At 45.7% G+C, this 26,066-nt stretch carries 26 protein-coding genes; 18 read left to right on the forward strand and 8 right to left on the reverse strand.

The window, feature by feature from the left end; genetic code table 11:
- Positions 1-665, reverse strand: a 665-nt coding sequence (locus AC9UEY_RS03705) for an acyl-CoA dehydrogenase family protein (protein WP_509537945.1), incomplete at its 3' end; no start/stop codon positions are given.
- A 111-nt stretch (positions 666-776) separates the two neighbouring features.
- Here AC9UEY_RS03705 and AC9UEY_RS03710 point away from each other — a divergent pair.
- The 10 genes from AC9UEY_RS03710 (at position 777) to AC9UEY_RS03755 (ending at position 10,289) form a co-directional block, all read left to right on the forward strand.
- Complete coding sequence (locus tag AC9UEY_RS03710; protein WP_509537948.1) at positions 777-1,892, forward strand: TIGR03364 family FAD-dependent oxidoreductase; 1,116 nt, start codon at positions 777-779, stop codon at positions 1,890-1,892.
- On the forward strand, positions 1,889-2,554 hold the full coding sequence (locus AC9UEY_RS03715; protein ID WP_509537951.1) for an HAD-IA family hydrolase: 666 nt from the start codon (positions 1,889-1,891) through the stop codon (positions 2,552-2,554). Before AC9UEY_RS03710 ends, AC9UEY_RS03715 begins: the two co-directional genes overlap by 4 nt.
- Before the next feature lie 117 nt (positions 2,555-2,671).
- Entirely contained in the window at positions 2,672-3,877 is a 1,206-nt protein-coding gene (locus AC9UEY_RS03720) for an ABC transporter substrate-binding protein (protein WP_509537954.1), read from the forward strand.
- Positions 3,878-3,886: 9 nt separating this feature from the next.
- Positions 3,887-4,786 (forward strand): ABC transporter permease, encoded by a 900-nt coding sequence (locus AC9UEY_RS03725; RefSeq protein WP_509537957.1) that lies wholly within the window; start codon positions 3,887-3,889, stop codon positions 4,784-4,786.
- On the forward strand, positions 4,771-5,550 hold the full coding sequence (locus tag AC9UEY_RS03730; RefSeq protein WP_509537960.1) for an ABC transporter permease: 780 nt from the start codon (positions 4,771-4,773) through the stop codon (positions 5,548-5,550). Before AC9UEY_RS03725 ends, AC9UEY_RS03730 begins: the two co-directional genes overlap by 16 nt.
- Positions 5,550-6,590, forward strand: a complete 1,041-nt coding sequence (locus tag AC9UEY_RS03735; protein WP_509537963.1) for an ABC transporter ATP-binding protein — start codon at positions 5,550-5,552, stop codon at positions 6,588-6,590. The genes AC9UEY_RS03730 and AC9UEY_RS03735 overlap by 1 nt, the downstream gene beginning before the upstream one ends.
- Complete coding sequence (locus AC9UEY_RS03740; protein WP_509537966.1) at positions 6,583-8,166, forward strand: TIGR03767 family metallophosphoesterase; 1,584 nt, start codon at positions 6,583-6,585, stop codon at positions 8,164-8,166. The genes AC9UEY_RS03735 and AC9UEY_RS03740 overlap by 8 nt, the downstream gene beginning before the upstream one ends.
- Positions 8,167-8,191: 25 nt before the next feature.
- On the forward strand, positions 8,192-8,770 hold the full coding sequence (gene dcd / locus AC9UEY_RS03745) for a dCTP deaminase (protein ID WP_509537968.1): 579 nt from the start codon (positions 8,192-8,194) through the stop codon (positions 8,768-8,770).
- A gap of 56 nt (positions 8,771-8,826) precedes the next feature.
- On the forward strand, positions 8,827-9,378 hold the full coding sequence (locus AC9UEY_RS03750; protein WP_509537971.1) for a LemA family protein: 552 nt from the start codon (positions 8,827-8,829) through the stop codon (positions 9,376-9,378).
- 11 nt (positions 9,379-9,389) lie between these two features.
- The gene (locus AC9UEY_RS03755) at positions 9,390-10,289 is read left to right on the forward strand and encodes a M48 family metallopeptidase (protein ID WP_509537974.1); all 900 of its coding nucleotides are present in this window, start codon (positions 9,390-9,392) and stop codon (positions 10,287-10,289) included.
- On the opposite strand, the gene AC9UEY_RS03760 is transcribed toward AC9UEY_RS03755, so the two are convergent.
- Genes AC9UEY_RS03760 through AC9UEY_RS03770 form a run of 3 tightly spaced genes read right to left on the reverse strand, consistent with a single transcriptional unit; the run spans position 10,286 to position 14,538 of the window.
- On the reverse strand, positions 10,286-11,719 hold the full coding sequence (locus AC9UEY_RS03760; protein WP_509537977.1) for a sensor histidine kinase: 1,434 nt from the start codon (positions 11,717-11,719) through the stop codon (positions 10,286-10,288). The genes AC9UEY_RS03755 and AC9UEY_RS03760 overlap by 4 nt on opposite strands.
- Positions 11,720-11,722: 3 nt before the next feature.
- Positions 11,723-12,436 (reverse strand): response regulator transcription factor, encoded by a 714-nt coding sequence (locus tag AC9UEY_RS03765; RefSeq protein ID WP_509537980.1) that lies wholly within the window; start codon positions 12,434-12,436, stop codon positions 11,723-11,725.
- A gap of 56 nt (positions 12,437-12,492) precedes the next feature.
- Positions 12,493-14,538: a (Fe-S)-binding protein gene (locus tag AC9UEY_RS03770; RefSeq protein ID WP_509537983.1), complete on the reverse strand. Its 2,046-nt coding sequence runs from the start codon at positions 14,536-14,538 to the stop codon at positions 12,493-12,495.
- Positions 14,539-14,690: 152 nt separating this feature from the next.
- On the opposite strand from AC9UEY_RS03770, the gene dnaK reads away from it, so the two are divergent.
- Genes dnaK through AC9UEY_RS03790 form a run of 4 tightly spaced genes read left to right on the forward strand, consistent with a single transcriptional unit; the run spans position 14,691 to position 18,291 of the window.
- Positions 14,691-16,520 carry a molecular chaperone DnaK gene (gene dnaK, locus AC9UEY_RS03775; RefSeq protein ID WP_509537986.1) on the forward strand — a complete coding sequence of 610 codons (1,830 nt, stop codon included), beginning with the start codon at positions 14,691-14,693 and terminating at the stop codon, positions 16,518-16,520.
- Positions 16,520-16,996: a nucleotide exchange factor GrpE gene (gene grpE, locus AC9UEY_RS03780; RefSeq protein WP_509537988.1), complete on the forward strand. Its 477-nt coding sequence runs from the start codon at positions 16,520-16,522 to the stop codon at positions 16,994-16,996. The genes dnaK and grpE overlap by 1 nt, the downstream gene beginning before the upstream one ends.
- 6 nt (positions 16,997-17,002) lie before the next feature.
- Positions 17,003-17,908 (forward strand): DnaJ C-terminal domain-containing protein, encoded by a 906-nt coding sequence (locus AC9UEY_RS03785; protein WP_509537991.1) that lies wholly within the window; start codon positions 17,003-17,005, stop codon positions 17,906-17,908.
- On the forward strand, positions 17,905-18,291 hold the full coding sequence (locus AC9UEY_RS03790; protein WP_509537994.1) for a heat shock protein transcriptional repressor HspR: 387 nt from the start codon (positions 17,905-17,907) through the stop codon (positions 18,289-18,291). The genes AC9UEY_RS03785 and AC9UEY_RS03790 overlap by 4 nt, the downstream gene beginning before the upstream one ends.
- On the opposite strand, the gene AC9UEY_RS03795 is transcribed toward AC9UEY_RS03790, so the two are convergent.
- A complete protein-coding gene (locus tag AC9UEY_RS03795) occupies positions 18,288-19,520 on the reverse strand; it encodes a DUF1501 domain-containing protein (RefSeq protein WP_509537997.1) in 1,233 nt (410 codons plus the stop codon). The genes AC9UEY_RS03790 and AC9UEY_RS03795 overlap by 4 nt on opposite strands.
- A 9-nt stretch (positions 19,521-19,529) precedes the next feature.
- A complete protein-coding gene (locus tag AC9UEY_RS03800) occupies positions 19,530-20,828 on the reverse strand; it encodes a DUF1800 domain-containing protein (protein WP_509537999.1) in 1,299 nt (432 codons plus the stop codon).
- A 44-nt stretch (positions 20,829-20,872) separates the two neighbouring features.
- Between AC9UEY_RS03800 and pyrE the strand changes: the two genes are divergently transcribed.
- The gene (gene pyrE / locus AC9UEY_RS03805) at positions 20,873-21,406 is read left to right on the forward strand and encodes an orotate phosphoribosyltransferase (protein ID WP_509538001.1); all 534 of its coding nucleotides are present in this window, start codon (positions 20,873-20,875) and stop codon (positions 21,404-21,406) included.
- Here pyrE and AC9UEY_RS03810 read toward each other — a convergent pair whose 3' ends face one another.
- On the reverse strand, positions 21,407-22,045 hold the full coding sequence (locus AC9UEY_RS03810) for a DedA family protein (protein ID WP_509538003.1): 639 nt from the start codon (positions 22,043-22,045) through the stop codon (positions 21,407-21,409).
- A 174-nt stretch (positions 22,046-22,219) separates the two neighbouring features.
- On the opposite strand from AC9UEY_RS03810, the gene AC9UEY_RS03815 reads away from it, so the two are divergent.
- From AC9UEY_RS03815 to AC9UEY_RS03825, 3 genes are all read left to right on the forward strand, one after another.
- On the forward strand, positions 22,220-23,536 hold the full coding sequence (locus AC9UEY_RS03815) for an ABC transporter substrate-binding protein (protein ID WP_509538005.1): 1,317 nt from the start codon (positions 22,220-22,222) through the stop codon (positions 23,534-23,536).
- A gap of 103 nt (positions 23,537-23,639) precedes the next feature.
- On the forward strand, positions 23,640-24,620 hold the full coding sequence (locus AC9UEY_RS03820) for a carbohydrate ABC transporter permease (RefSeq protein ID WP_509538007.1): 981 nt from the start codon (positions 23,640-23,642) through the stop codon (positions 24,618-24,620).
- A complete protein-coding gene (locus AC9UEY_RS03825) occupies positions 24,617-25,537 on the forward strand; it encodes a carbohydrate ABC transporter permease (protein ID WP_509538009.1) in 921 nt (306 codons plus the stop codon). The genes AC9UEY_RS03820 and AC9UEY_RS03825 overlap by 4 nt, the downstream gene beginning before the upstream one ends.
- A gap of 1 nt (position 25,538) precedes the next feature.
- On the opposite strand, the gene AC9UEY_RS03830 is transcribed toward AC9UEY_RS03825, so the two are convergent.
- Positions 25,539-26,066 (reverse strand): family 1 glycosylhydrolase (locus AC9UEY_RS03830; protein ID WP_509538011.1); only part of this gene is annotated, 528 nt, incomplete at its 5' end.

A 26,066-nucleotide genomic window follows, 5' to 3' on the forward strand; every position in this document is an offset into this window, starting at 1 on the left:
CCTGGTCCGCCACCTTCGCGGCGTGCAAGTACAAAGTGCACAACGTTTGGATAGAAGTCTGCGTCCCCTGATGTGATGTAACGCTTTGTTCCGGTGATGTGCCATGTGCCATCTGCTTGCTGCACAGCCTTTGTGCGACCTGCGCCAACATCAGAACCTGCATCAGGTTCTGTGAGCTGCATTGTTGCGCCCCAGTGCTTTTCAACCATGTGCTTTGCAATCTTTTTTTGCTCATCTGTTCCAAGAACATAAGCAACTTGAGCAAAGGCGTAACCAGATGCATAAATGTGAATTGCTGGGTTTGATCCGAGCACCATTTCAGCTATTGCCCAACGAACTGATGGAGGAATTTTCATTCCGCCAAGATCAACAGGTGCATCAACGCGCCACCACTCACCATCGACATATGCTTTGTATGACTTCCTAAAACTTTCAGGCAACGTTACATTGCCAGTTTCTTTATTGAGAATTGCGCCAACACGATCGCCTTCAACAAAAGATGCAGCTAAGTCGTTTTCACATAAACGCTTTACCTCTTCAAGCATTCCAATTGCAGTTTCGCGATCAACTTCACCGTATGGGTTTGTGCCCATAACTTTGTCGCGACCTAATAGGTCAAAGAGGCAGAATTCAATGTCTCGGAGGTTTGCTGTGTAATGGCTCATGGCACAATTGTGCTACCCGCCAGTAACATAAGCAACACAGAACGCGACAGTTTGCCTAACCTTCGCGTGGGATAAACCCCCTGTTCAGCCAGGCAGAGGAGAGTGCCAACCATGAAGATTGTCATCATTGGCGGCGGGATCATCGGAACCGCCCATGCCTTTGAGGCGATCAAAGCTGGCCACCAGGTAATCCAGCTGGAACGAGATGAAGTTGCCCGAAGCGCATCAGTTCGAAACTTTGGTCTGGTTTGGGTCAGCGGTAGAAAAAGTGGCGCTGAATTACAAGCAGCAGTTCGCGCTCGCCAAATCTGGGATGAAATCCATAAGGCAATCCCTGAAATGATTTTTCGTCCCAATGGTTCATTAACACTTGCAATAAACAAAGAAGAAATCGCTGTGATGGAAGAGTGTTTAAAAAAAGAGGATGCTGTAGATCGTCAATGGCAGATACTCGATCGGGATGAAACACAAAAGATTAATCCGGCACTTCGTGGAAATTACTTAGCCTCGCTGTGGTGCCCACTGGATGCAACAGTAGAGCCAGGATCAGTGTTGCGGTCAATGCGCGAGTATTTGCTGCGCAATGAAAATTACATTTGGCGTAATAATCTAGATGTTGTTGATGTCCGTAGCGATACAAGCACAGCAGTTGTTGTTGCACAAAACGGTGAATTGTTTGAAGGTGATGTTGTAATTGTTTGTCCTGGAGCCGATCACACATCTTTGTTTAAAGAACAGTTTGGTACTGCGCTACTTCGACGCGTGAGATTACAAATGATGAGCACCGCACCCCTTGATGAGGTGTTAACAACTTCTATTGCCGATGGTGATTCAATGCGTTATTACCCGGGATATGAAGTGCCCACGCGTGAGAACTTGCCACCACAACACCACATCGCATCAACTAATCATATGCAGCTACTCATGGTGCAACGAGCAGATGGCAGCCTGACTATTGGTGATACTCATGAATACGCTGAACCATTTGAATTCAAGTTAAATGAGGATCCATACACATACCTGCATGAAGTTGCGAGCAATTTGCTAGGAAAGAAGCTGCCACCAATTGCACAGCGCTGGGATGGCGTATATAGCCAGCGCACAGATGGTGCTGTTTGCGATCGTCGCCAGATGGCACACAACATAATTTCAGTAACTGGACCCGGAGGCCGAGGAAATACCTTGGCCCCGGCAATTGCCGAAGAAACGATAAAGGGGCTGCAATGAGCGTAGAAATGGTTGCTTTTGATGTTGCAGGAACAGTTCTTAATGACGACGGACTTGTGATTTCTGCATTCGAGAATGCATTTGAAGCAACGCAGCCTGAATTGTGGCCAACACATGGTGCTGAATGGACTCAGTATGCAATCGACACCATGGGCCAATCAAAGATTCATGTTTTCACAGAGTTGTTGGGTGATGTTGAAAAAGCTCACACAGCAAATGTTGCTTTTGAAGAGTCATATATCAGCAAGATTGCAGAAGTTGGGGCAGTTCCTATCGCAGGTGCTGAAGATTTGTTTAAGCATCTTCGCTCTAAAGGTATTGCAGTTGCGTTAACAACTGGGTTTAGCCGATCAACGCTAGATACATTGATTGATCAATTAGGGTGGAAAGATCTGATTGATATTTCAGTAACACCGGGTGAAGCAGGTCGTGGTCGCCCACACCCTGACATGCTCAACATGGCGATTGAGGTATTAGGAATTACACATCCTGGCAACGTGATTGTGTGTGGTGATACTGCAGCAGACATGCAGGCTGCAGTTGCCTTTGGTGCAGGTCAAGTGATCGGAGTATTAACCGGAGCCCATGATGAACACACCCTTCATGATGCCGGCGCGACATCTGTTATTAACTCTGTAGCCGATTTAAAGACACTTATTTAACCCTGAATTTTTCATGACAGTTCACCCTCATGACTTTACTTCGACACCTTCACAACACCGATTGTTTCTTTTCTAGGTAGAGAGTCCCTTCACAATCCTTAGGAAGGGATCCCACATATGCGCGCAAAGCGTCTAGTAGCTGCAGCGACCGCTGCAGTGCTTGCAGTTGGAATCGTTGCAATCGCAACTCCAGCCACAGCAGCAGTAGATATCTGCAAGGCAAAGAATGTTAAAGAAGCGGGCGGATTAGATAACCTAGTCAAGCTAGCTAAGAAAGAGGGCAAGCTTGCCCTCATCACAACACCACGCGACTGGGCAAACTACGGTGCGATTCATGATGCATACGAGAAGGCTTTTGGCGTAAAGATCTTTGTTGATAATCCAGATGGATCATCACAGTACGAGATCGACACAATGAAGACAGCTCCTGAGTCAAAGCAACCAGATTCAATTGATATTGGACCTCTAGTAGTTGCTCAGTTGACTCCTCCAGGATCAAAGCCACTTTCATCTCCTTACCAAGTTATTAACTGGAATGACATTCCAAACGCAGCTAAGGATTCAACTGGTCTTTGGTACGGAAACTACGGCGGAAAGCTTGCGATTGTTTACAACACAACTCTTCCATCAGTGCCAACAAAGGCAGCAGATTTCGCAAAGCCTGAATACAAGGGCTTTGTAGGTATCACTGGAGATCCAACTTCATCAAACCAGGCATTTATGTCAGTTTTGGCAGCAAGCATCGGTAACGGTGGAGAAAAGAATCTTTCAGATGTAACTAAGGGCCTTGCCCTATTCAAGTCTGTCAAGGCTCAAGCACCACTAGTAAAGGTAAACGGAACAAACCTTGCTACTGGTACAGCAAAGCTTGGTTTCATGTGGGACTTCAATGCTCTTGGAATTGTTCCAGCAGCAAAGGCAGCAGGCTTAGATCTTAAGTTTGTATACCCAACAGATTTCGTTCTACAAGCACCTCCATACATCAACGCAATCAACATCAAGTCACCAAACTGTGCTAACGCTCGTTTGTGGCAAGAGTTTGTGTACTCACAGAACAAGGGAAAGACAGCTAAAGAACTAACTGCAGCTGATCTAAAACTTCCTGGTTCTAAGTTGTTCGCATTGATGCAAGGTGGACAGAACTACTTCCAGCAGTCAGGTGCAGACCCAATCATGTCTGCAGCAATGACAAAGAAGAAGGTTCTTGTGCCATCACTGCTTGACTTCAAGGTTCCTTCAACAGCAAAGGTTGTCGGACCTGCAACTATTGCCGACGTACTAACTGCACGTGAGCAGATCATCTCTTCATGGGCTAGCTTGTAAAAAAGGAATATGACCTCCCAAGTCATAGAGGGAGGCGCGCCTTCAAGGGGACGCGCCTTCCTCGCTTCTTTTATAAAGAATATTCTTCCTGCGGTCCCGCTTTTACTGATCGTTGGTTTCTTTTTTCTCTTTCCAATTGCACGTCTAATTTACGTCTCATTTTTATCTAACGAAAATACTTTCACAATCGATAACTTCAAAACGGCCGTTCAAGAGCCATACCGAACAGGGTTTCTTAACTCAATAAAGATCGGTGTTTTCTCCGCAGCCATCGCGGCATTTCCCGGCGCAGTAGCTGCCTACTTCATTGAAACACGAGGAAGTTCTAAGTTACGCCGAACAATTGCGGTCATGAGCGGCGTACTTGCTAATACTGGCGGCGTTCCACTGGCATTTATGTTTTATGCCGCCCTTGGAATTCAAGGCTACCTCACAAAATTTCTAAAGTACCTAGGTTGGGATCTGTATGCAGGAACATTTTCGCTCGGTTCCTTCATTGGTTTATTAATTGTGTATTTGTACTTTCAACTTCCGTTAATGGTCATTGTTTTTTCACCGGCAATTGTTTCTCTCAGACGCGAATGGTCCGAAGCAGCACGGAATCTAGGTGCTAGCCAATTTAGTTATTGGATCCGAATCGGTATTCCTTTATTATTTCCTAGTTTTATTGCATCATTCTTGTTGCTCTTTGCTAGCGGATTTTCAGCCTATGCAACGGCAAACGCATTAACAGTTGGAAATCTTCCGTTAACTCCGCTACAAATCGGTGGATTGTTGGATGGAAATGTTTCAGCAGCGCAGTTAAACCTTGGTAAAGCCTTAGGTGTTGTGATGATCGTGATTTCAGCATGTGCAGTCATTCCATACCTTGCTATTCAACGTAGGAGTGCCAAATGGCAAAAGGGATAAAAGTTAGGTTCCAGCCACCGTTGGCGATAACACTTCTGATTTTAGGTTTCTTTGTTTTTGTCCCAATGATTTCAGCTTTTGAATACTCGATTCGTACACCGTTAACTGGTGGATATGGATGGACCCATTACATTTGGGCTGTCAGAGAAGACGATTTCTTTCATTACATCCTTAGATCTATGTGGCTAGCCGGGGTAACGGTCCTAATCACCTTATTTGTGTTAGTTCCAACCTTAACCTGGCTTCATTTATCACGATCAAAGGTGCGTGGATTAATCGATGGTTTATCACTACTACCCCTTGTTATTCCAGTAGTTGCATTCGCAGTCGGTGCACAAATTTCTTTTCCTGAGTTTGTTCAAAATACCGTTCTTGAACTTCCATTTCTCTACTTTGTATTGGCACTCCCATATGCCTATCGATCACTAGACATTGGACTTAATTCAATTCCCCTAAAGACGATCACTGAAGCAGCGCGCAGTGCTGGTGCAAACTGGTGGCGGACGATTACGGCTGTGATTGTTCCAGTAATCAGAGGATCGGTCATGGCGACAATTGCGTTGACCTTTGCTTTATCACTTGGTGAGTACACATTGACCGTATTGCTTCACTGGGACACCTTCCCAACATGGGTCACATTTGTTGCACAAGACAACATCCTTGGCGCTATTGCGATCTCAATGATGTCCTTGATTATTCCATTCTTAATTTTGACAGTTATTACGCTTTTCGTTCCAGAACGTTCTATGCAAGGGAGAAAGTAATGTCTAGTAAGAGCCTTACCTTAAGAAACATTTCAAAGCGATTTGGAAATGTGAATGCACTAGACAATTTCAACCTAGAAGTTGGCGTGGGAGAACTGGTTGCGCTACTTGGACCATCAGGTTGTGGTAAGACAACCGCCCTTCGAGTCGTTGCTGGGTTGGAACATCAGGATGCAGGAACAGTGTTGGTTGCCGATAAAAACATCTCAGATGTGCCGGCACATAAGCGAAACATGGGAATGGTCTTTCAGGCCTACTCACTGTTTCCTAATTTAACAGTTGAAGAAAATGTAGCTTTTGGTTTACAGATGAGAAAGGTGAGTAAGCACCTGCGCCTTAAGAAAGCACATGAGCTTTTGGATTTGGTGGGTCTAGATTCACAGAGCAAGCGCTTTACACATCAGCTCTCAGGTGGTCAGCAGCAGCGCGTAGCACTGGCTAGAGCACTTGCCTTTGAGCCTGAAATTCTCTTGTTGGATGAGCCATTGTCCGCACTTGATGCCCAGGTACGTGTGAACCTACGTGAAGAGATTCGTCGCCTTCAACTTTCTTTAGGCACAACAACTTTATTTGTTACTCATGATCAAGAGGAGGCTATGGCTATCTCTGACCGTGTGGGTGTAATGAACAACGGTGTACTTGAGCAGATTGACACACCAGATACTTTGTATAACAAGCCCGCTTCATCATTTGTTGCAGGTTTCGTTGGCACTATGAACAGAATCCCTGCACATATTTCAGATGGCATGGTTGAAATCTTTGGAAGTAAAGTAGTTGCTCTAAAGCGCGGTAATGAAACTGGGAAAGTACATGCACTTATTCGCCCAGAATCAATCTCTGTTGCAGCAACAACAGCGCAGGGCAACGCAAAGGTCTTGACACGATCATTTATGGGCGCTTCATCAAACATCATTTGTCAAACAGAAGATGGCACTATTGTGCAATCGCTCATGACAAGTGCGTCAACCGGAGACCTGCTTCCAGGATCATCTGTTCAACTACGAGTATTAAGTTCTGAGGTTCTTGTCGCTAATGTCTAGTACATCAACAAACCGTATTGTTCGATCTAAAGTTTCGTCTGATTCAAATTGGCGTGAGCTGCTACTTGATAAAGGTGAGTTAGTCATTGGTGAAGAACCACTTGACGCACAAGTTGTTGCAGCCTTCATCCATTTAAGTGATATCCATATTTGCGATGCAGCATCACCTGCTCGCCTCGAGTTTCTAGATCGCATTGCAGATCCAGATAATCCTTTGTCGCAGCTAGTTCCATACATCGGCACATATCGTGCGCAAGAGTTCTTAACTACTCAAGTTCTAGAAGCAATGGTTACGGCGGCAAATGAGATCAAGCGCGCACCCTTAACAGGAGCTGCAATTGATGCTGTTGTCATTACAGGTGATGTCACAGACAACGCACAAAGCAATGAACTGGATTGGTATAAGAGAATTTTAGATGGCGGTGTTGTAACCCCTAAAAGCGGTGATCCACAGCGTTCTGAGGCCTCTCACTCATCTAATACTGACCTCTATGACGCGCATTATTACCATCCAGATGGACCACCAACAGGTATGCCAGCAGATCGCCCGCATGTGCTCCATGACTTTCCACATTTTAAAGGTGCACTTGAAGCATCAGAGCGTCAATTTATTGCAAAAGGTTTAACACACAAGTGGCTGGCAGTCCATGGAAACCATGATGCGTTGTTGCAGGGTACGGCAGCAACAACTCCAGAGTTAGATGCACTTGCACAAGGTTCAGAAAAGTTAGCTGCACTGAAGAACATGGCTGATTTAGCAGATCTGTTTTCGGGTTTTGGTGAAGTTGGTCCTGCTGTGTATCCAGGGTTAGATCACATGGACACTAATGAGGTAACAGCTGATCCTCGACGCGCGCTAGTCAAGATGCAGGATTGGGTCAATGTTCATACAAATTGCGGACATGATCATGGTTTAGATGCTGAGCAACCAGAGACTCCGTATTGGTATCGAAAAATTGGTAACCAGGTGCGTTTAATTGCCTTAGATACCGTTAATCGCTTTGGTGGTTGGCAAGGCTGTCTACATCGTGAACAGTTTGACTGGTTGTCACATATGTTGGATGAATCTAAAGATAAGTACGTCGTATTGACTTCACATCACCCATTAGAGAATTTGTTTAATGATTATGTGCCAGAAGACGAAAGTGCGCCAGCACTGGAAGAAGAAGTTCGTAGACTTCTTGAAAAACACCCTAATGTTGTTTTGTGGTTCTCGGGACACGTGCACGATCACAAAATCACACAGAGCAAGAACAGTGACGGGTCTCATGCATTTTGGGAGATCCGCACTGGCTCGCACATTGATTGGCCGCAACAATCACGAGTAATTGAGATTGTGAAAACAACAAACGGCAAGATCGCTATAGGGACTGTGGTCTTTGATCATGCCGGCCCTGTTGTATTTAATGGAACAGCAGATGAGTTAGCTGACCCAGTTGCACTTGCTGGCCTTTCTCGTCTCTTGGCGGCAAATGATTGGCAACGCCAAAACAGTGGACCCTTTGCGCTAGAACTAATGGAGGGCTTACCGGAGGATCGAAATATCTGGCTCTGGGCCAACGATCCCCTGATATAAGCGCAGATTCCTATAGGCTCACGCCGTGCTACTTAGCGATCGCGATATCCGCGCAGAGATAGAGGCAGGCCGAGTCGGCTGCGAACCCTTCCATGAGGCGATGATCCAGCCATCATCTGTTGATGTGCGCCTGGACAAGTACTTCCGTGTTTTCGAAAACCACAAATACAGCGTTATTGATCCCTCCATTGAACAACCAGAGCTAACACGTGAGGTTGTAGCAGACGGCGATGAACCTTTTATCTTGCACCCAGGTGAGTTTGTCTTGGCAAGCACCTACGAAGTCATCACCTTGCCTGATGACATCGCAGGACGCCTAGAAGGTAAATCCTCACTAGGTCGCCTGGGTTTGCTCACCCACTCCACTGCAGGCTTTATCGATCCAGGCTTTAGCGGACACATCACTTTAGAGCTATCAAATGTTGCCAACCTGCCAGTGAAGTTATTTGCCGGCATGAAAATCGGTCAGCTATGTCTCATTAAACTCTCATCTCCCGCTGAGCATCCATACGGCAGCGAGAAATACGGTTCTAGGTATCAAGGTCAGCGTGGTCCGACCCCTAGCCGATCATTTATGAACTTTCACCGATCCCAAATTAACTAAAGATTTGCTTAACTAATCGTCGGGCTAAACTGACAGAAAGCGCGGTTTAATTAGGTATGAAAACAATCATCGTCCTAGGTGTAGTAGCTCTTATCGCTGTCTTTATCATCTCTCAATACAACCGTTTAATTCGCTTAAACATCACAGTAGATGAAGCATGGGCACAGATTGAGGTTCAGTTAAAGCGTCGTGCCGATTTGATTCCTAACTTGGTTGAAACGGTTAAGGGATATGCAAAGCACGAGCAATCAACATTTGATGCAGTAGTTACAGCACGCGCAAAGGCAACAACTGCCACCACCGTTGCAGATACTGCAGCAGCAGATGGCATGCTCACACAAGCCTTACGTGGTTTGCTCGCAGTTGCTGAGGCATATCCGGATCTAAAAGCTTCTACAAACTTTTTATCACTACAAGAAGAACTTTCAACAACTGAAAACAAAGTTGCATTCTCACGTCAGTTCTATAACGACAATGTGCGCTCGCTCAACACAGCTGTTAAAACCATCCCTAGCAGCTTCTTTGCAGGCTTTGCAAAGGTTTCAGAGCGCGAGTTTTATGAGGTTGAAGATCCTCAAGATCGTAATGCTCCTGGCGTTACTTTCTAACTCAAAAAATAATGAACTTTAGAACGATGCAAGCGGCTAACCGCCGCAAAACAATTGGCTTGCTCATGGGTATGGGCGTGCTGATGTGGTGTGTTGTTTATGCGGCGCTGACCTACTTTGGTGGCTCTGGTGCAGGCATTGTTCCGATCGCAGTTGGCATCGCACTTATTTCTGTCTGGGGTTCCTACTATGGCTCTGACAAACTAGTTTTAACAATGACTGGTGCCAAGTTGATTCAAGAATCAGATAATCCAAAGTTATTTGATTTGATTCACGAGGTAATTATCGCATCAGGCCTACCAATGCCTAAGGTGGCAATCGTTATTGATAGCGCTCCTAATGCATTTGCAACTGGTCGAAACCCAGAGCATGCACTCATCGCTTTCACAACTGGTATCTTGGATGCCATGGACCGTGATCAACTGCAAGGTGTTATCGCCCATGAGATGGCACATGTTGCTAACCGCGACACATTAGTAAGTGCCGTAGCTGCAACAACAGCTGGTGCAATTGCAATTGTCTCCGACATGCTGACCCGCATGATGTTCTTTGGTGGCGGAAGAGACCGCAACCGCGAAGGTGGCGGTAATCCAATTGCACTTGTTATTTCACTTGTCATTCTTATCTTGGCACCACTTGCTGCAATGATGTTGAGATCTGCTATTTCGCGCAAGCGTGAATCCTTAGCTGATGCAACCGCTGTTTCCTTCACTAGAAACCCAGCAGGACTTCGCTCTGCGCTCGAAGTATTGGCATCTGATTCCACTGTTGTGCAACAAAGATCAACTGCTGTTGCTCACATTTGGATTGAATCACCGCTGGATTCAAAATCTGTTTCTAAACTGTTTTCTACACACCCACCCATCGCAGAACGAATTGCCGTTCTTAAATCGATGGAGTCCTTGAGCTAAGCCTTAAAGTGGAGGGTGAAGGTTGCACCATTGCCTGGTTCTGAAGCAACAGAGACGCTTCCCCCGTGGGCCTGCATTACTTCATCAACAATTGATAGTCCTAAGCCGCTGCCATCATTGCTGCTGCGTTGGCGAGATGTATCCACGCGGTAGAAACGTTCAAAGATATGCAGTTGATCCTCTGCAGTGAGCCCAGGACCTTTATCTGCAACTGTTACATAGGAACCATCCTCTGTTGAATAGGTAGCAACATGTATTGGAGTTCCTGCAGGAGTATGAGCACGAGCGTTTGCTAGCAAATTAGTTACTACTTGATAGATCTTGTCCGCATCGCCTTGTGTGTGAACATCGTAGGCAATATCTGAAGTAATTGGATGATCAGGTCCGGCAGCTTGAGCAGAGGAAACCGCCTCTTTAATGAGATTTGAAAGTTCAACATCTGCAATAACTAATTCTCGTGATTGATCAATTCGTGCCAGCATCAATAAATCTTCTACCAAAGTCCCCATGCGTATTGACTCTTTTTCAATTCGACTAATTAACTCTTGTGTCTTTTCACCTTCCGGCACTGCGCCTTGACGATGAAGTTCTGCAAAACCGCGAATTGAGGTAAGAGGTGTGCGCAGCTCATGGCTAGCATCTGCAACGAAGCGCCGTAATTTGTTGTCAGATTCTGCTCTAGCAGCAAATGATTCTTCAATGCGTGAAAGCATCTGGTTCAAAGATGTACTTAACCGACCAACTTCGGTATCTGGTTCAAAGTTTTCAAGACGAGCAGATAAATCTCCTGCTGCAATCTTTTCAGCAGTTGCCTCGATCTTTTCAAGTGGCTTCATACCAATCTTTATTACCTGACGAGAGGCAAAAGCGATAAACAAAAGCGCTACCCCACCAATAATCAAAAAGACAACACCGATCTGACGAGTTGTCTTATCAAAATCACTTAATGATTGCGCAACAATTACCGAGCCAAGAGATGATGGCAAAACAGTTGTTGCAACCCGAAAATCAGCACCCGGTGCTTCGATCGTAAAAGGCTTGGACCCAAAGGCTGCGACCTGGCCTGGTAATAATCCCTTGACGTATTCAGTGATCTGATTGGAGTTCAAGTCTCCGCCGATTCCGCCGATTAGGTTTCCAAAGGGATCTAAAACAGTTACTGAAATAGAGGTTGGGACACGGTTAAGCGGTGTTGCAGCACGCGTGGCTTGCGGGCCACCATCTTCATCGCGAGCGATACCAGCTTGATCAAGACGATCAGCGGTACCACCAACAACAATGAGTAACTGCTCATCAACTTGGTTGATTAAATAATTTTGCAATAAAGCTTGGGAACCAAAGCCTGCACCAGCAAATCCGAATGCCGACAGTATAAGTACACCGACCGTTAGGCGATTACGTAAACTTGAATTCGCAAACGGACTCTTCATATTTTACTTAGGCGGCATTCTTAAGCGATAGCCGACACCGCGCACAGTGTGAATTAATGGTGGATCAAATGAATCAACCTTCTTGCGCAGGTAGGAAATATAGGTTTCGACAATTCCCATGTCACCACGGAAGTCGTACTGCCATACGTGATCAAGGATCTGCGCCTTTGACACAACGCGATCAGCGTTAATGATCAGGTAGCGCAGTAATGCAAACTCGGTTGGTGAAAGATCAAGCATCTGACCAGCACGACGAACTTCATGTGTTGCCTCATCTAATTCAAGATCGGCAAAACGCATCTTTTCATCATCGGTCTCAATCTGATCCACACCTGTGCGGCGCAAGAGTGCGCGCAGACGAGCAACTAACTCTTCTAGTGAAAATGGCTTAGTCATGTAATCATCGCCGCCAAGGGTCAAACCCTTAACTTTGTCTTCCATGCCATCTTTAGCTGTTAGAAATAGAACTCCTGTGTCCACGCCCTCATTACGAATCTTCTTGCACACCTCAAAACCATCTAGATCAGGCAGCATTACATCAAGCACCATTGCATGTGGCTTGAACTCTTCTGCAACACGGAGTGCCTCTGCGCCATTAGCTGCGGTGCGGACATCAAAGCCGACGAATCGAAGGCTTGTAGAAATTAACTCGCTGATGCTTGATTCATCATCAACGACGAGAATGCGCTGGGAGTTCTTCTCCTGGGTGGTTGTCATAGCCACACAATGCTCTCATAACCTGAGTCTTTGCTGAGAACCGGTGGAAAGTACGCCTAATTCTCTTTGACTGAGCGTAGTAAAACCTGAGCAACATCTAAAACCTCAACGGCTGACTCTTTAGCGTTCATGCCATCTGAGGTCATCACACGACAGAACGGACAGGCAACAGCTAATTCCGTTGCACCAGTGTTGATCGCTTCTTCAACTCGGTTGATGTTGATACGCGTACCAATTTTCTCTTCCATCCACATACGTCCACCACCTGCGCCACAACAAAATGATCGTTCCTTATTACGTGGCATTTCAGTTAATTCTGCGCCAGTTGCTTCAAGAATTTCACGTGGTGGTTGGTAGATCTCGTTGTGTCGACCTAAGTAGCAAGGATCATGATAAGTCATAGCAGTATGTGACATCTTGATTGGGATTAAACGCTTTTCACGGAGCAACTGATTTAGAAGTTGTGTGTGGTGAACCATCTCAAGTTCAAAACCTTGCTGGCCATAATCGCGACCAATTGTTGTGAAGCAATGAGGACAGGTAACAACAACTTTCTTCTTACCCTTAGGGCGATCACCAAATGCTTCTTTAAATGTTTCTATGTTCTCGCGCGAGAGGATTTGATACAAGAATTCATTACCGGCACGACGTGCAGGATCTCCCGTGCAAGTTTCTTTCTTACCTAACACCGCAAAGCTAACTCCTGCCATATACAAAAGTTCTGCAACAGCCTTTGTTGTTTTCTTTGCGCGCTCTTCATAGGCACCAGCGCAACCAACCCAGAACAAATACTCAACATCTTCTGGTAATTGACCTTCAATGACATTGACCGGGAAATCACACTCAGCAATCCACGCTTCGCGATCTGTGCGATTGGCACCCCATGGGTTACCAGTCTTTTCCAGATTTCTAAATGTTCCACCTAGTTCAGATGGAAACTCTGATTCAACTAAAACCTGGAAGCGACGCATGTTAACGATGTGATCAATGTGTTCGATATCTACTGGGCACTCATTTACACAAGCACCACATGTCGTACAGGACCACAAAACATCTAAGCTGATTGGAGAGTTCTCACCAACAAGTGCTTCATTTTCAATGGTTTTAGCAAAGGCGTGATCGCGCATGGCCATGATCAAAAGCTTTGGGGACAGCGGTTTATCGGTGTGCCAAGCAGGACATTGCGATTGGCAACGACCGCACTCAGTACACGATGTCATATCCAACAATCCCTTCCAGGATATGTCGGCGCGTGTACCTAAACCAAAGACATCATCTTCCTTTGGATCTTCAAAGTTAATCTCTTCACCATGTGACAACATCGGTGGGAGTGCGCCTAGTGATGATGTTCCGTCAGCGTTGCGGCGATAAAAGATATTAAACGGCGCCAAGAAGCGGTGCCAGGTGATACCCATAGTTAGGTTTGTAGCCAAAACAATAAACCAGAGCATTGAAACTACAATTTTTATTGTCGCAACAATCTGAATCCAAGTGGTCAGTTGTGATAGAGATAAGGATTTAAACATTGAAGCGATAAACCAGGTTGTAATGTAGTGACGATTCCATTTGGTTTCATCAGACAATGCACCGTCAAGGCCACGCAACGCGATTACACAAAAGACAACTGCCAAAACAGTGGCCTCAACGTAGTAAGCCTTCCAATTACCAGAACCTGCAAAACGTGAACGCTTGTTAGTGCGCAGCGTTACTTGGCGGATTCCAATCAAAGCAACAATTGCAATGCCAGTCGTCCACGCTAGGAGTTCAGATATGTATTCATAAACCCAGAAATGCCCGATCACAGGAACCGTAAAGTGCGGATTTATCAGTTGGCCGTATGCGGTTACTAATGTTCCAAGTAGTCCAAAAAAGCTAACCATTACAAACCAGTGCGCAATTCCAACAACGGAAAAGTTGAGCATCTTTGAATGTCCAAGGACTTCACCCAGCATCATCCGTAAGCGTTGCGGCTTGTTATTGCCACGCGTTGGATCAGGTTGACCTGTCTTAAAAATTGCGATCAGTTTTCGGCTTTGAACAGTTAAAAGAATCAAAGCAAAAATCGTGATGCCATAGGCGAGGCCTGCCAGTGCGAGGTTCATAGGGAGAGGGTAGGCAATAAACCCTCTTGTATGCGTGTTCAACCAGGCATAAACCTGAGTCGCAACGACTCAATCTTTTGTGTATAATCGACTCAAGTTCAACAATCCTCGACTCTAGATCAGGCTCGAGCGGGATAAAAGGAGCACACACAATGGCTAGAGCAGTCGGAATCGACCTCGGAACAACTAACAGCTGCGTATCTGTCCTTGAAGGTGGCGAGCCAACGGTTATCGCCAATGCAGAAGGTGCGCGCACAACACCATCAATCGTGGCCTTTGCCAAAAACGGTGAGGTCCTTGTTGGTGAAGTTGCCAAGCGTCAATCAGTAACAAACGTAGATCGCACAATCCGATCCGTTAAGCGTCACATGGGTACTAATTGGACTATCGATATCGATGGCAAGAAGTACACCTCACAAGAAATTTCAGCGCGCGTACTACAAAAGCTAAAGCGCGATGCAGAAGCCTATTTGGGCGAAACAGTAACCGATGCGGTTATCACTGTTCCTGCCTACTTCAATGATGCACAGCGTCAAGCAACAAAAGAGGCTGGCGAGATTGCAGGTCTTAACGTTCTGCGCATTATCAATGAGCCAACTGCTGCAGCGCTCGCATACGGTTTAGATAAAGCAGATAAAGAACAAACAATTCTTGTATTCGACCTTGGTGGTGGAACATTTGACGTTTCACTTCTAGAAATCGGCGATGGTGTTGTTGAAGTTAAAGCAACTAACGGCGATAACAACCTAGGTGGAGATGACTGGGATCAAGCACTTGTTGATCACCTAGTACAAACATTTGGCGCAGCAAACGGAATTGATTTAACAAAAGACAAGATGGCGATGCAACGTATTCGTGAAGCTGCTGAAAAAGCAAAGATCGAACTCTCATCATCACAATCTGCCTCAGTTAACCTTCCATACATCACAGTTGATTCTGAAAAGAATCCATTGTTCATGGATGAAACAATTACCCGCGCACAGTTCCAGCAGTTAACTGCTGCCTTACTAGAGCGTTGCAAGAAGCCATTCCAAGCAGTTCTAAAGGATGCTGGAATTCCTATTGCAAACATTGAATCAGTTGTACTAGTTGGTGGATCAACTCGTATGCCAGCAGTTGTTGATTTGGTTAAGGAATTAACTGGCGGCAAAGAACCAAATAAGGGTGTTAACCCTGATGAGGTTGTTGCAGTTGGTGCATCCCTTCAAGCCGGTGTTTTGAAGGGCGAAGTAAAGGATGTATTGCTCCTAGACGTAACTCCACTGTCACTTGGTATCGAAACTAAGGGTGGTGTGATGACACGTTTGATCGAGCGCAACACAACAATTCCAACAAAGCGTAGCGAAGTATTCACAACTGCTGATGACAATCAGCCTGCTGTACAGATCCAGGCATACCAAGGCGAACGTGAAATGGCTGCTTATAACAAGAAGCTCGGAATGTTCGAACTAACAGGGTTACCACCTTCACCACGCGGAGTTCCTCAGATCGAGGTCACATTCGACATCGATGCAAATGGAATTGTTCATGTGTCTGCAAAGGATCTTGGAACAGGTAAAGAGCAGAGCATGACCATTACTGGTGGCTCTGCACTGAACAAAGATGAGATCGCGCGCATGATGGCCGATGCTGAGTCACACGCTGAAGAAGATCGTCAGCGTAAGGAGGAAGCAGAGATCCGTAACGCTGGAGATTCACTTCTCTACTCAACTGAAAAGTTCATTAAGGACAATGACGAGAAGTTGTCGCAAGGCGATGCACTTGAGAAGAAGACAGAAACAGAGGCAGCATTAGAAGAGTTAAAGACCGCCCTCGGTGGTTCAAACTACGAAATGATTAAGTCAGCAACTGAAAAGGTTGCAACCGTTAGCCAAGCACTAGGTTCGGCGCTCTATGCAGCCAGTGCAGCAACCGAAGAAAATGCAACACCTCAAGAAGATGGTGTTGAAGACGCTGAAGTTGTAGAAGAAGAATCAAAGTAATGTCAGAGGAAACTACTGAACAAGTAGTGGAAGAGATTGTTGAGCCGGGTCAGGAAGCTGACCCGGTTGCAACACTGACTTCTGATTTGCAACGATTACAAGCAGAGTATGCAAATTACAAAAAGCGTGTTGAGCGCGATCGGGCAGTTGCCCATGAAAGCGCAGTTGGCGCCGTTCTAACAGAGCTTTTGGCACTACTGGATGATGTTGATCGCGCAGAGACACATGGCGAGCTTTCTGGTGGCTTTAAAGCGGTAGCAGATCAGTTAAATTCGATAACTTCTCGCATTGGCCTAGAAAAATATGGCACAGAAGGTGAAGTTTTTGACCCGCAGATTCATGAGGCACTTATGCATGATGAATCAGCAGATGTTGCAGTGCCAACGGCATCAAAGATTTTGCAGCCTGGCTATAAGTACAAAGAGCGCATCTTGCGACCAGCACGCGTTGCTGTCACAGATCCAGCGGGAGCGTAATTTCACATGGCAGCCAAAGATCTCTATGAAAAGGATTTCTATAAAGTCCTTGGTGTAGATAAGAAGGCTGCTGCCGATGAAATCAAAAAGAAGTACCGCGCACTTGCCCGTGATCTACACCCCGATAAAACTAAGGGTGATTCAGCAAAAGAAGAAAAGTTCAAGGCTGTCTCTGAAGCATATGAAATCTTATCGGATGCAAGAAAGCGCGCTGAATATGATGAAGCACGATCACTCTTTGAAAGAGGTGGCTTTCGTGCACCACAAGGCGGAGATTTCCATGATGTATTTGGTGGTGGAAACCCACAAGATATCTTTGCAAACCTATTTGGTAATGCCGCGCGTCGTGGACCACGTAAAGGCCAAGATCTACAAACTGAAGCAACAATTACATTTCGTGAATCAGTATTTGGAACAACACTTGATCTGCGTTTAGCAACAGATCGAGGACAAGCACAAAACATCTCTGCGCGTGTTCCTACTGGTGTTAATGATGGAGCAAAGATTCGCGTTAAAGGCAAAGGCGCACAAGGTGAAGCAGGTCCTGGCGATCTCTTTATTCAACTCCACGTTAAGCCTCACCCAATCTTTTCTCGTAAAGGTGAGAACTTAACGATTACTTTGCCAGTTACATTTGCAGAAGCTGCCCTTGGCGCCGACATTAAGGTGCCAACAATGGCTGGCGATGATGTAACAGTGCGTATTGCACCTGGCACACCTAACGGTCGCACACTGCGAGTAAAGGGCCGTGGCATCACAAAGGGGAGTGCCACAGGCGACTTATTGGTCACCGTTGAGGTCCAAGTACCACAGCGCGTTGATGGCAAAGCGCTAGATGCACTTAAAACTTTTGCTGAAGAAACATCTAGTCAAGATGTTCGTGCTGATTTCACAACTAAGGCAAAAATATGATTGACGAGACTCAGAATAATCAACCAGATGATGATGCTGGCGTCTATGTGATTTCAGTTGCTGCAGAGATCTCTGGCATGCACCCACAAACGCTTCGTCAATACGACAAGTTGGGTTTAGTGTCACCCTCTCGCACGGAAGGCCGTAATCGTCGTTATTCATTGCGTGATATTGCTTTACTTCGTGTAGTTCAAAAGCTTGTTGGTGAAGGAATCAACCACGCAGGTATTAAACGAATCATCGAATTAGAGTCTGCTGTTGCAAATATGGCTGTTGAGGTTGCACAGCTTCGAATTGAAGTAAACGCGCTGATTGAACAAAACCCACCTAAAGGCCTAGTTACGCGTCGTAAGAATGAAGTAATTATTTATAAAGAAGACTAGTTAAAAAAGTTAACTCGGCCAGTCCACTTGCCAAGTGTTGGCTCAACAGGTGAGTTGAGTACCTTTTCAATGACCGTTGCATAGACATCGCGGAAATCTGTTGTAACAGCCAGGTCACCCTTATACAAATTCTTAAGTGACGGTTGTTCTCCGTAGAAGCCACCCTTAACTGCGTTGCCCACCATAAACATTGGACCCGAAGTTCCGTGATCAGTTCCATCGGATCCATTGCCAGTCACACGACGACCAAATTCGCTATAAACCATGATTGTCACATCATTACTTCTTGTCGTTGCCTTTAATTGACCCATAAAGCGTGACAAAGAATCTGAAACAGTGCCAAGCAGTGATGCTTGAGCATTTGCTTCATTGGCGTGAGTATCAAAACCACCGAGCGAGACAGACCACACCTTTGTTGGAGATCCTGCTGCAATTAGCTTTGCCACAACATCTAGCTGCTGGGCCAAATTGCTATCTCCGCCAGCGTTTCCACCATTGGTTGTGGGTAGATCTGGTGGGACAGGTGCAGGTGATTTGAGCACGGGCTGCACATTTGTAGAAACGCTAAATAAGTTGCCCATTGAAATTGCAGCAGCTGCCATTAACTTTGAATCTTTAGCAACAGGACGAGAAAGCTTGATGCACTGCGCTGCTAAGTCACCCTTTGGAATTACTAAACCACCTAAAGGAAGTGCCGAACCTGAACGCTTATTACCAGCAAAGATTGGCGGCAGTACTGAGCCGAGTGAGATTGCAAGCATTGGTTCTTCTGGTTGTGTATCAATCCAACGACCAACCCAGCCTGAATTTATATTCTTTGCCGGAGATGCTGTTTGCCATTTAGCCATTGATGAAAAGTGGGAACGATCAGGGTTTGGATAACCAACACCACGCACAATTGCAACCTTGTTTTGATCCCACAATGATTTCAAACCCTTCATTGCAGGATTTAAGGCAAGCTCAGCATTGAGTGGTAGAACAACCTCTTGCTTGTATGCAAGCTCTGGTCGTAGTGAATAATACAAAGGATCTGTATATGGAACAACGGTGTTTAAACCATCATTGCCGCCATACAAAGTAACGATGACAAGAATCGGTGTGTTTGCTGGCAGTGGACGACTAATTGCAGCTTGTGCGATGTCATTCATACTAAGTAGCGGAGCAGCGGCACCAACTGCAACGGCACCTGTTGTGAGTTTTAGAAACTTTCTTCTGGTAACTGTATCCATGATGGTCTCCTATGCACTCACGATAAATTCAGGGCTACACAAGGCAAGTAAGGCAAACTGAGCGGGATCAGACATTGAGTTGCGAAGTGCCCCCTGTGTTCGTGGACTCCATTCGGCAACACCCAACCAGTCCGCACTCTTCAAAGCACGGTTTGCAACAGGAATTTCAAGCAATCCACGCAAAGAGCTTTGTTTAATTAACCACGTTGCAAATGCGATGCGGTACTGGACCGATGCTGAGGATAACCAGGCCTCACCAGCAGGCCATCCACCAACATTTGGTGGGGAAAAAGGAACTTGATTGAGTTGATTTAAGTAATTAAGTAACTGTGCAGGAGTCTTGAGATTTGATGGTGTTAACTCAAGTGCTCTGCAGGCTGCAATAAACCACTCAACTGGAGACTTCACTAAATCATTTTTTGCATCGCCAACCGCTGGATCCTGCACCATTGCTTTGACAGCAGATGAGATATCTCTAGTGGCAAAAGCATTTTTTGCCCCAAAAGAGGCAGGCATGGTTTCAGTACTCGAAATAAATCTGTACCACAAACGCTCTGCGATAAATGTTGCACAATCCTCACGTGCAACTAAGAAATCTGAAAGCTGTTCGCCTGTAAATGGCTGTGTTGTTCCAAGAATGGTTATTGGATTTGGATCATGTCGCTTTGGGTTAAAGGTGGTGGTTCCTTCGTAATTAACAACTTGATATCCAGTGAGGGCTCTTGCTGCGCCCTTCACATCATCTTCTGTATAGCGGTTAACACCTAAGACGAAGAGCTCCATTAATTCTCGCCCTAAGTTTTCATTAGGAGATTTTAAGGTGCTGTCTTGACCATCTAGCCAAAATTGCAAGGCGCTGTCATTAATCATCGCGCGGGACATATCTTTAAAATTTCCTAAAGCGTGAGTACGAAATGTTTTATTTTGAATCATCATAGGAAGAGCGAAATTTACTTTGCCAATTGAGGTGGCCCAGTGTCCGTGCCAAAACCATGTCATGCGCTCTGTTAATCCATGATCACTCATCGCCATGCGGTCAAGCCACCAAAGAACTAATTGTTGGTTTTGGTATCGCAGCGCAATTGTGTAAGGAACAATCTCGGCACTATTTGCAGCAGGACGCTTACCGATATTTGTTATTTCAGGAACCAGCACCGCTGCCGCACCCGCATCAACTGCTGGGACTGTTACAACCTTCGCGCGAGTTGCTGCCACGCCCTCTGCAAGTGCTTTCGCATATTCACCAGGACGAGGCCCGAAGCCAAAGCGTTGCATTAATCGTGAGGTCTCTAACCGTTGCGCGTTCATCCCCATAATGTAGAGATGAATGGCCGCCGCGGTAAGGTTAAAGTATGAATTCACATGAAACTCTGAGAGAACACATACTTTCCAAGGCTGTTGTGCACGGGAAAGTCATTCTTTCCAGCGGCAAAGAGGCGGATTACTACGTGGATTTGCGCCGCGTCACATTGGATTCACAGGCAGCCCCGCTAGTTGGCCAGGTCATGTTGGACTTGACTAAGGATCTTGATTACGAAGCGGTTGGTGGCTTAACACTGGGCGCAGACCCAGTTGCAACAGCGATGATGCATGTGGCGGCTGCGCAAGGTAAAAAGATTGATTCATTTGTAGTTCGCAAAGCTGAAAAAGCACATGGACTACAACGTCGCATCGAAGGACCAGATGTTAAGGGAAAGCGCGTCTTAGCAGTTGAGGACACATCAACTACTGGTGGTTCAGTACTGACCGCAGTTGAAGCACTCGTTGAAGCAGGCGCGATAGTTGTTGGCGTTGCAGTAATTGTTGAACGCGGCGCAGAACCAAAGATTAGAGAAGCAGGTTATGTTTACCGAGCTGCCTATCAGTTAGCTGATTTAGGACTCTAACTATTTTTTAAAGCGCTTGGATTGCCATTCGCGGAGCACTTCAAAAATTACCGGAACAAGGCTTACAAAAATAATTATTCCGATTACTGGTAGCAGGAACTTATCTACTGAACCCTCCAGAACATCGCCCAGAATAAAGCCCAAACCAATGACACCTTGCGTCCAGATCAACGCACCTACGGTGTTCCAGATCATGAATGTTTTCTTTGGGACACCAATGATTCCGCACATCGGATTAATCAAGGTGCGAACAAATGGAACAAAGCGAGCTAAGACAAGTGCTTTACCGATTCCATACTTAGTAAGCCATTTTTGGGTTGCAGCAACCTTGTGTTGGTTAAAAATTCTTCCATCTGGTCTATCAAATAATTTCTTTCCGTATCGTTCACCAAACCAGTAACCAGCTGCACTTCCAAAGATTGCGGCAAAAGGAGAAAGTACAAACAACAGAACAGGGTTTAGAGAAGCGTTTCCTAAAATTGCCGCACCAGAGCCGGATGCAGCTACACCTGCAATAAAGAGCAAGGAATCACCCGGGAAAGCCAGACCTACTAAAAGGCCAGTTTCGGCGAAGATGATGGCCAGAACGCCAACTAGGCCTAGATCGCCAACGATTGAATTGGCATCAAAAAGGTTCATGCGGGGCAGGTTATCTCACGCGAGAGGGGCTGCGGTAGTTATCAAATCGTTGTAGTAATACATGCTTTTACATGACATTTACCTTGCTCCTGCCAATGGCTCGCATAAGAATTGCCCCACCACGGGATGCGGGCTTCATGGGGAGCCCGGACCGCTGACCCCTTAAGGATAAAAATGAAAAGAAAAGGCTTACTCGCGCTAGTTGGCGCAGCCGCTCTTTCTCTCGTTGCTTCATTGGTTACAACAACTTCAGCAACAGCTGCAGTTAACTGTGATCCATATGCTGGCTACAAGATGATGAAGGGCAAGACAGTAACAATCTTTACATCAATTCTAGAACCAGAATTAACAACTCTTAATACTGCAATGGCTGATTTCCAGGCTTGCACAGGTATCAAGATTAAAATTGAAGGATCAAACCAGTTCGAAGCATTGCTACCTGTTCGTGTTAAGGGTAACAACGCACCAGATCTAGCGTGGATCCCACAGCCAGGTCTTCTTGCAAAGCTAGTTGAAACAGGCAAAGTAAAGCTTGCTCCAAAGTCTGTTGTTGCTAACGTTGACAAGTACTGGTCAAAGTCATGGAAAGATTATGGAACTGTAAAGGGCAAGTTCTACGCAGCCCCATTCGGTTCAAACATGAAGTCACTTGTTTGGTACTCACCAAAGCAATTTAAGGCAGCTGGTTACACAGTTCCTACAACATGGGAGCAGATGACAGCACTTGCAGACAAGATGGCAGCAGATAAGAAGATTGCATTCTGCGGCGGTCTAGGTTCAGGTGGAGCAACAGGTTGGCCAGCAACTGACTGGGTAGAGCAGATGGTTCTACGCGAGCACGGTTCAGCTGTATACAACGGTTGGGTAAACCACACTGTTAAGTTCTCAGATCCACGCATCGTTTCTTCAATGGAAAAGGTTGCAGCTTGGATGCAGAATCCAAAGTGGGTTGGCAACGTTAAGGGAATCGCAACAACTACATTCCAGGATGCAGGTAAGGGAATTCCTACTGGTGGTTGCATGATGCTTCAGCAGGCTTCTTTCTACGGAAACATCATTGCTGAGTCAGGCGCAACAATCTCACCAACAGGTGATGCATTTGCGTTCTACCTACCAGCACTTAACTCAAAGGTAACTGTTCCTGTTGTTGGTGGTGGAGAGTTCACAGCAGCTTTCGCATCACGTCCAGAAGTACAGGCAGTACAGGCTTACCTATCATCAGCAACATTTGCTACATCACGTGTACAGATGGATAACTGGATCTCTGCTAACAGCGGTGTTCCACTATCTGCTTACAAGAATGCAGTAGACAAGTTGTCTGCAACATACCTATCAAATCCAAAGTCAACATTTGGATTCGATGCTTCTGACTTAATGCCAGCAGCAGTAGGTGCAGGATCAGAATGGCGTGAATTCACTGCATGGTTCGGTGAAGGCAAGTCAATTGCTGATGTTGTAAAGGCAATCGACGCTTCTTGGCCAAAGAGCTAATACAGCGTAAAAGTAATACAGAGGAGGCCACCTTTGCGGGTGGCCTCCTCTGCACTTATAATTCAAAATAATCAACAAATAAACAGAAAGGTGAATAACGAAAATGTCAGAGTTTCTCTCGACTAATCTTCCAAAGTTCACCTCGGTGTTTACTGCAATCGGAGCGTTCTTCATTGTTTTGGCACTCTTGTTCGCAATTGCCGGTCGTGCAAATGGCAAAAAAGCTCGTCCCTTAGCTTTACTTATTCTCTTGGGACCAGCCCTTATTTTGCTTCTTGCTGGACTTGTAATTCCAGGTATACGAACAATTCTCTTTAGCTTTATGAATCCAGATTCAAATAGATTTATTGGTTTTGAAAATTACTATTGGATGACACAAGATCCAAATATCAAAACAATCATGATCAACACAATCTTGTGGATCTTGGTTGTCCCTCTATTTACAGCAGCGCTAGGACTACTGCTAGCGATTATGTTGGATCGCACTAAACATGAATCCATCCCTAAAGCGTTGCTATTTATGCCTATGGCGATCTCTTTTGTTGGCGCTTCAATCATCTTCAAGTTCGTCTATGAATTCAACGAGCCCGATCAAGTACAAATTGGTTTACTGAGCTCCATAGTCAAATTCTTAGGATTTATTCCCTCTGACTGGATGCTTTCTAAGCCGCTCAATACATTCTTGTTAATGATTATTTATGTGTGGACCCAGATGGGCTTTGGAATGGTGATCTTGTCAGCTGCAATCAAGGGAGTGCCTTCAGATATTGTTGAAGCATCAGCCCTAGATGGTGCACACGGGTGGCGTTTATTCCGCACTATTACCTTCCCTATGGTTAAGGGAACATTCATCGTGGTGCTTGCAACTGGTGTTGTTGGCGCACTAAAGGTATTCGACATCGTTCGCACGATGACCGGTGGAAACTTCAGTACTAACGTGCTCGCAAATGAGATGTATTCACAGACATTTGTTCAGTTTGATCAAGGTAAGGGTTCAGCTCTAGCTGTTGTTCTCTTCCTGTTGGTTACACCAATTCTTATCTATAACATCCGTTCACTGCGAAAGGAGCGTGCCAATACATGAGTAAAAAACTCGCTGAGCACACCCCTGGTCGCAAGATCTTCTCCAGCAAGATTGCAACAACGATCGTCTGGCTCATCACGATTATTTGGACTATCCCAACAGTGGGGCTGCTTGTCACCTCCTTTAAAACAGATGAAAAGATTCTCAATGAAGCGTGGTGGAACTCCCTTCTTAACCCAGATTTCACCTTTGCGAATTACAAGGGCGTCTTCTTGGGTGATGGAACTGAATCATTAAGCACTGGCGTTCTTCCTTACTTCATTAACTCCATTGCCATCACACTGCCTGCAACAATCTTCCCAATTGTGATTGCAACAATGGCCGCCTACGCACTTGCCTGGATTCGCTTCCGCGGTAGTGACTTCCTATTTTTCTTCATATTTGCCCTACAAATCGTGCCTTTGCAGATGTCTTTGATTCCGCTACTTCTACTCTTCACTGGCGGCGCCCACATTGGCTCTATTCCAATCTTCCCGGCACTTGGCATCGCAGGCGAGTTTGCAGGCATTTGGTTGCCTCACACAATGTTTGCATTACCACTAGCAATTTACTTGCTCCACAACTTCATCGTAGGGTTACCACGCGATCTGATGGAAGCTGCATACGTTGACGGCGCAAACCACTTCACAGTATTTCGCCGGATTGTTCTTCCACTATCTATTCCTGGCATTGCCTCAATTGCCATCTTCCAGTTCTTGTGGGTATGGAATGACTTGCTTGTCGCACTCACCTTTGCATCTGGCACAGAAGAGGTTGCGCCACTTAACAACAAGCTGGCTTCCCTTGTTGGTCAATACGGTTCTGGATACACGCAACTATCAGCTGGTGCGTTCATCACTATTGCTATCCCACTAATCGTGTTCTTCTCACTACAACGTTACTTCGTCCGCGGATTGCTTGCGGGTTCAGTAAAGTAATTTAAATATTGCTTCCGTTGTTCTTAATCTGATCGCGATACCAATACCCAGAATCTTTAATGATTCTCTTTTGCGTTTCAAAATCAACATGCACAATTCCAAAGCGCTTTTCATAGCCAAGTGCCCACTCAAAGTTATCCATCAGAGACCATTGGTAGTAACCCTTAACAGGTGAGCCTTGGGCAATTGCATTGGAAACAGCCTTTAAATGTGTGTGTAGGTAATCAATGCGTTGTTGATCTGCAATACGACCACTGCTATCAGGACCATCACCGTAGGCGGCGCCATTTTCAGTGACATAGAGCGTTGGTAACTTATCGCCATGCTCTTTGTGCCAACGAACGAGTAGGTTCTCTAAACCTTCTGGAGATAACGGCCAACCCATATCTGTGAGCGGACCACGTGGTGTCTCATCGATGTCTAGATCAAAAAGCCCTGAAATAGAGTGCCATTCAGGCTTTCCGCCGAGGGACTTACCGATGCGGTTATCAAAGTAGTAGTTAATACCAATGAAATCATTCTTAACTTG

It is taken from the genome of Candidatus Planktophila sp. (genome assembly GCF_040402275.1).
In the GTDB taxonomy this organism is placed as follows: domain Bacteria; phylum Actinomycetota; class Actinomycetes; order Nanopelagicales; family Nanopelagicaceae; genus Planktophila.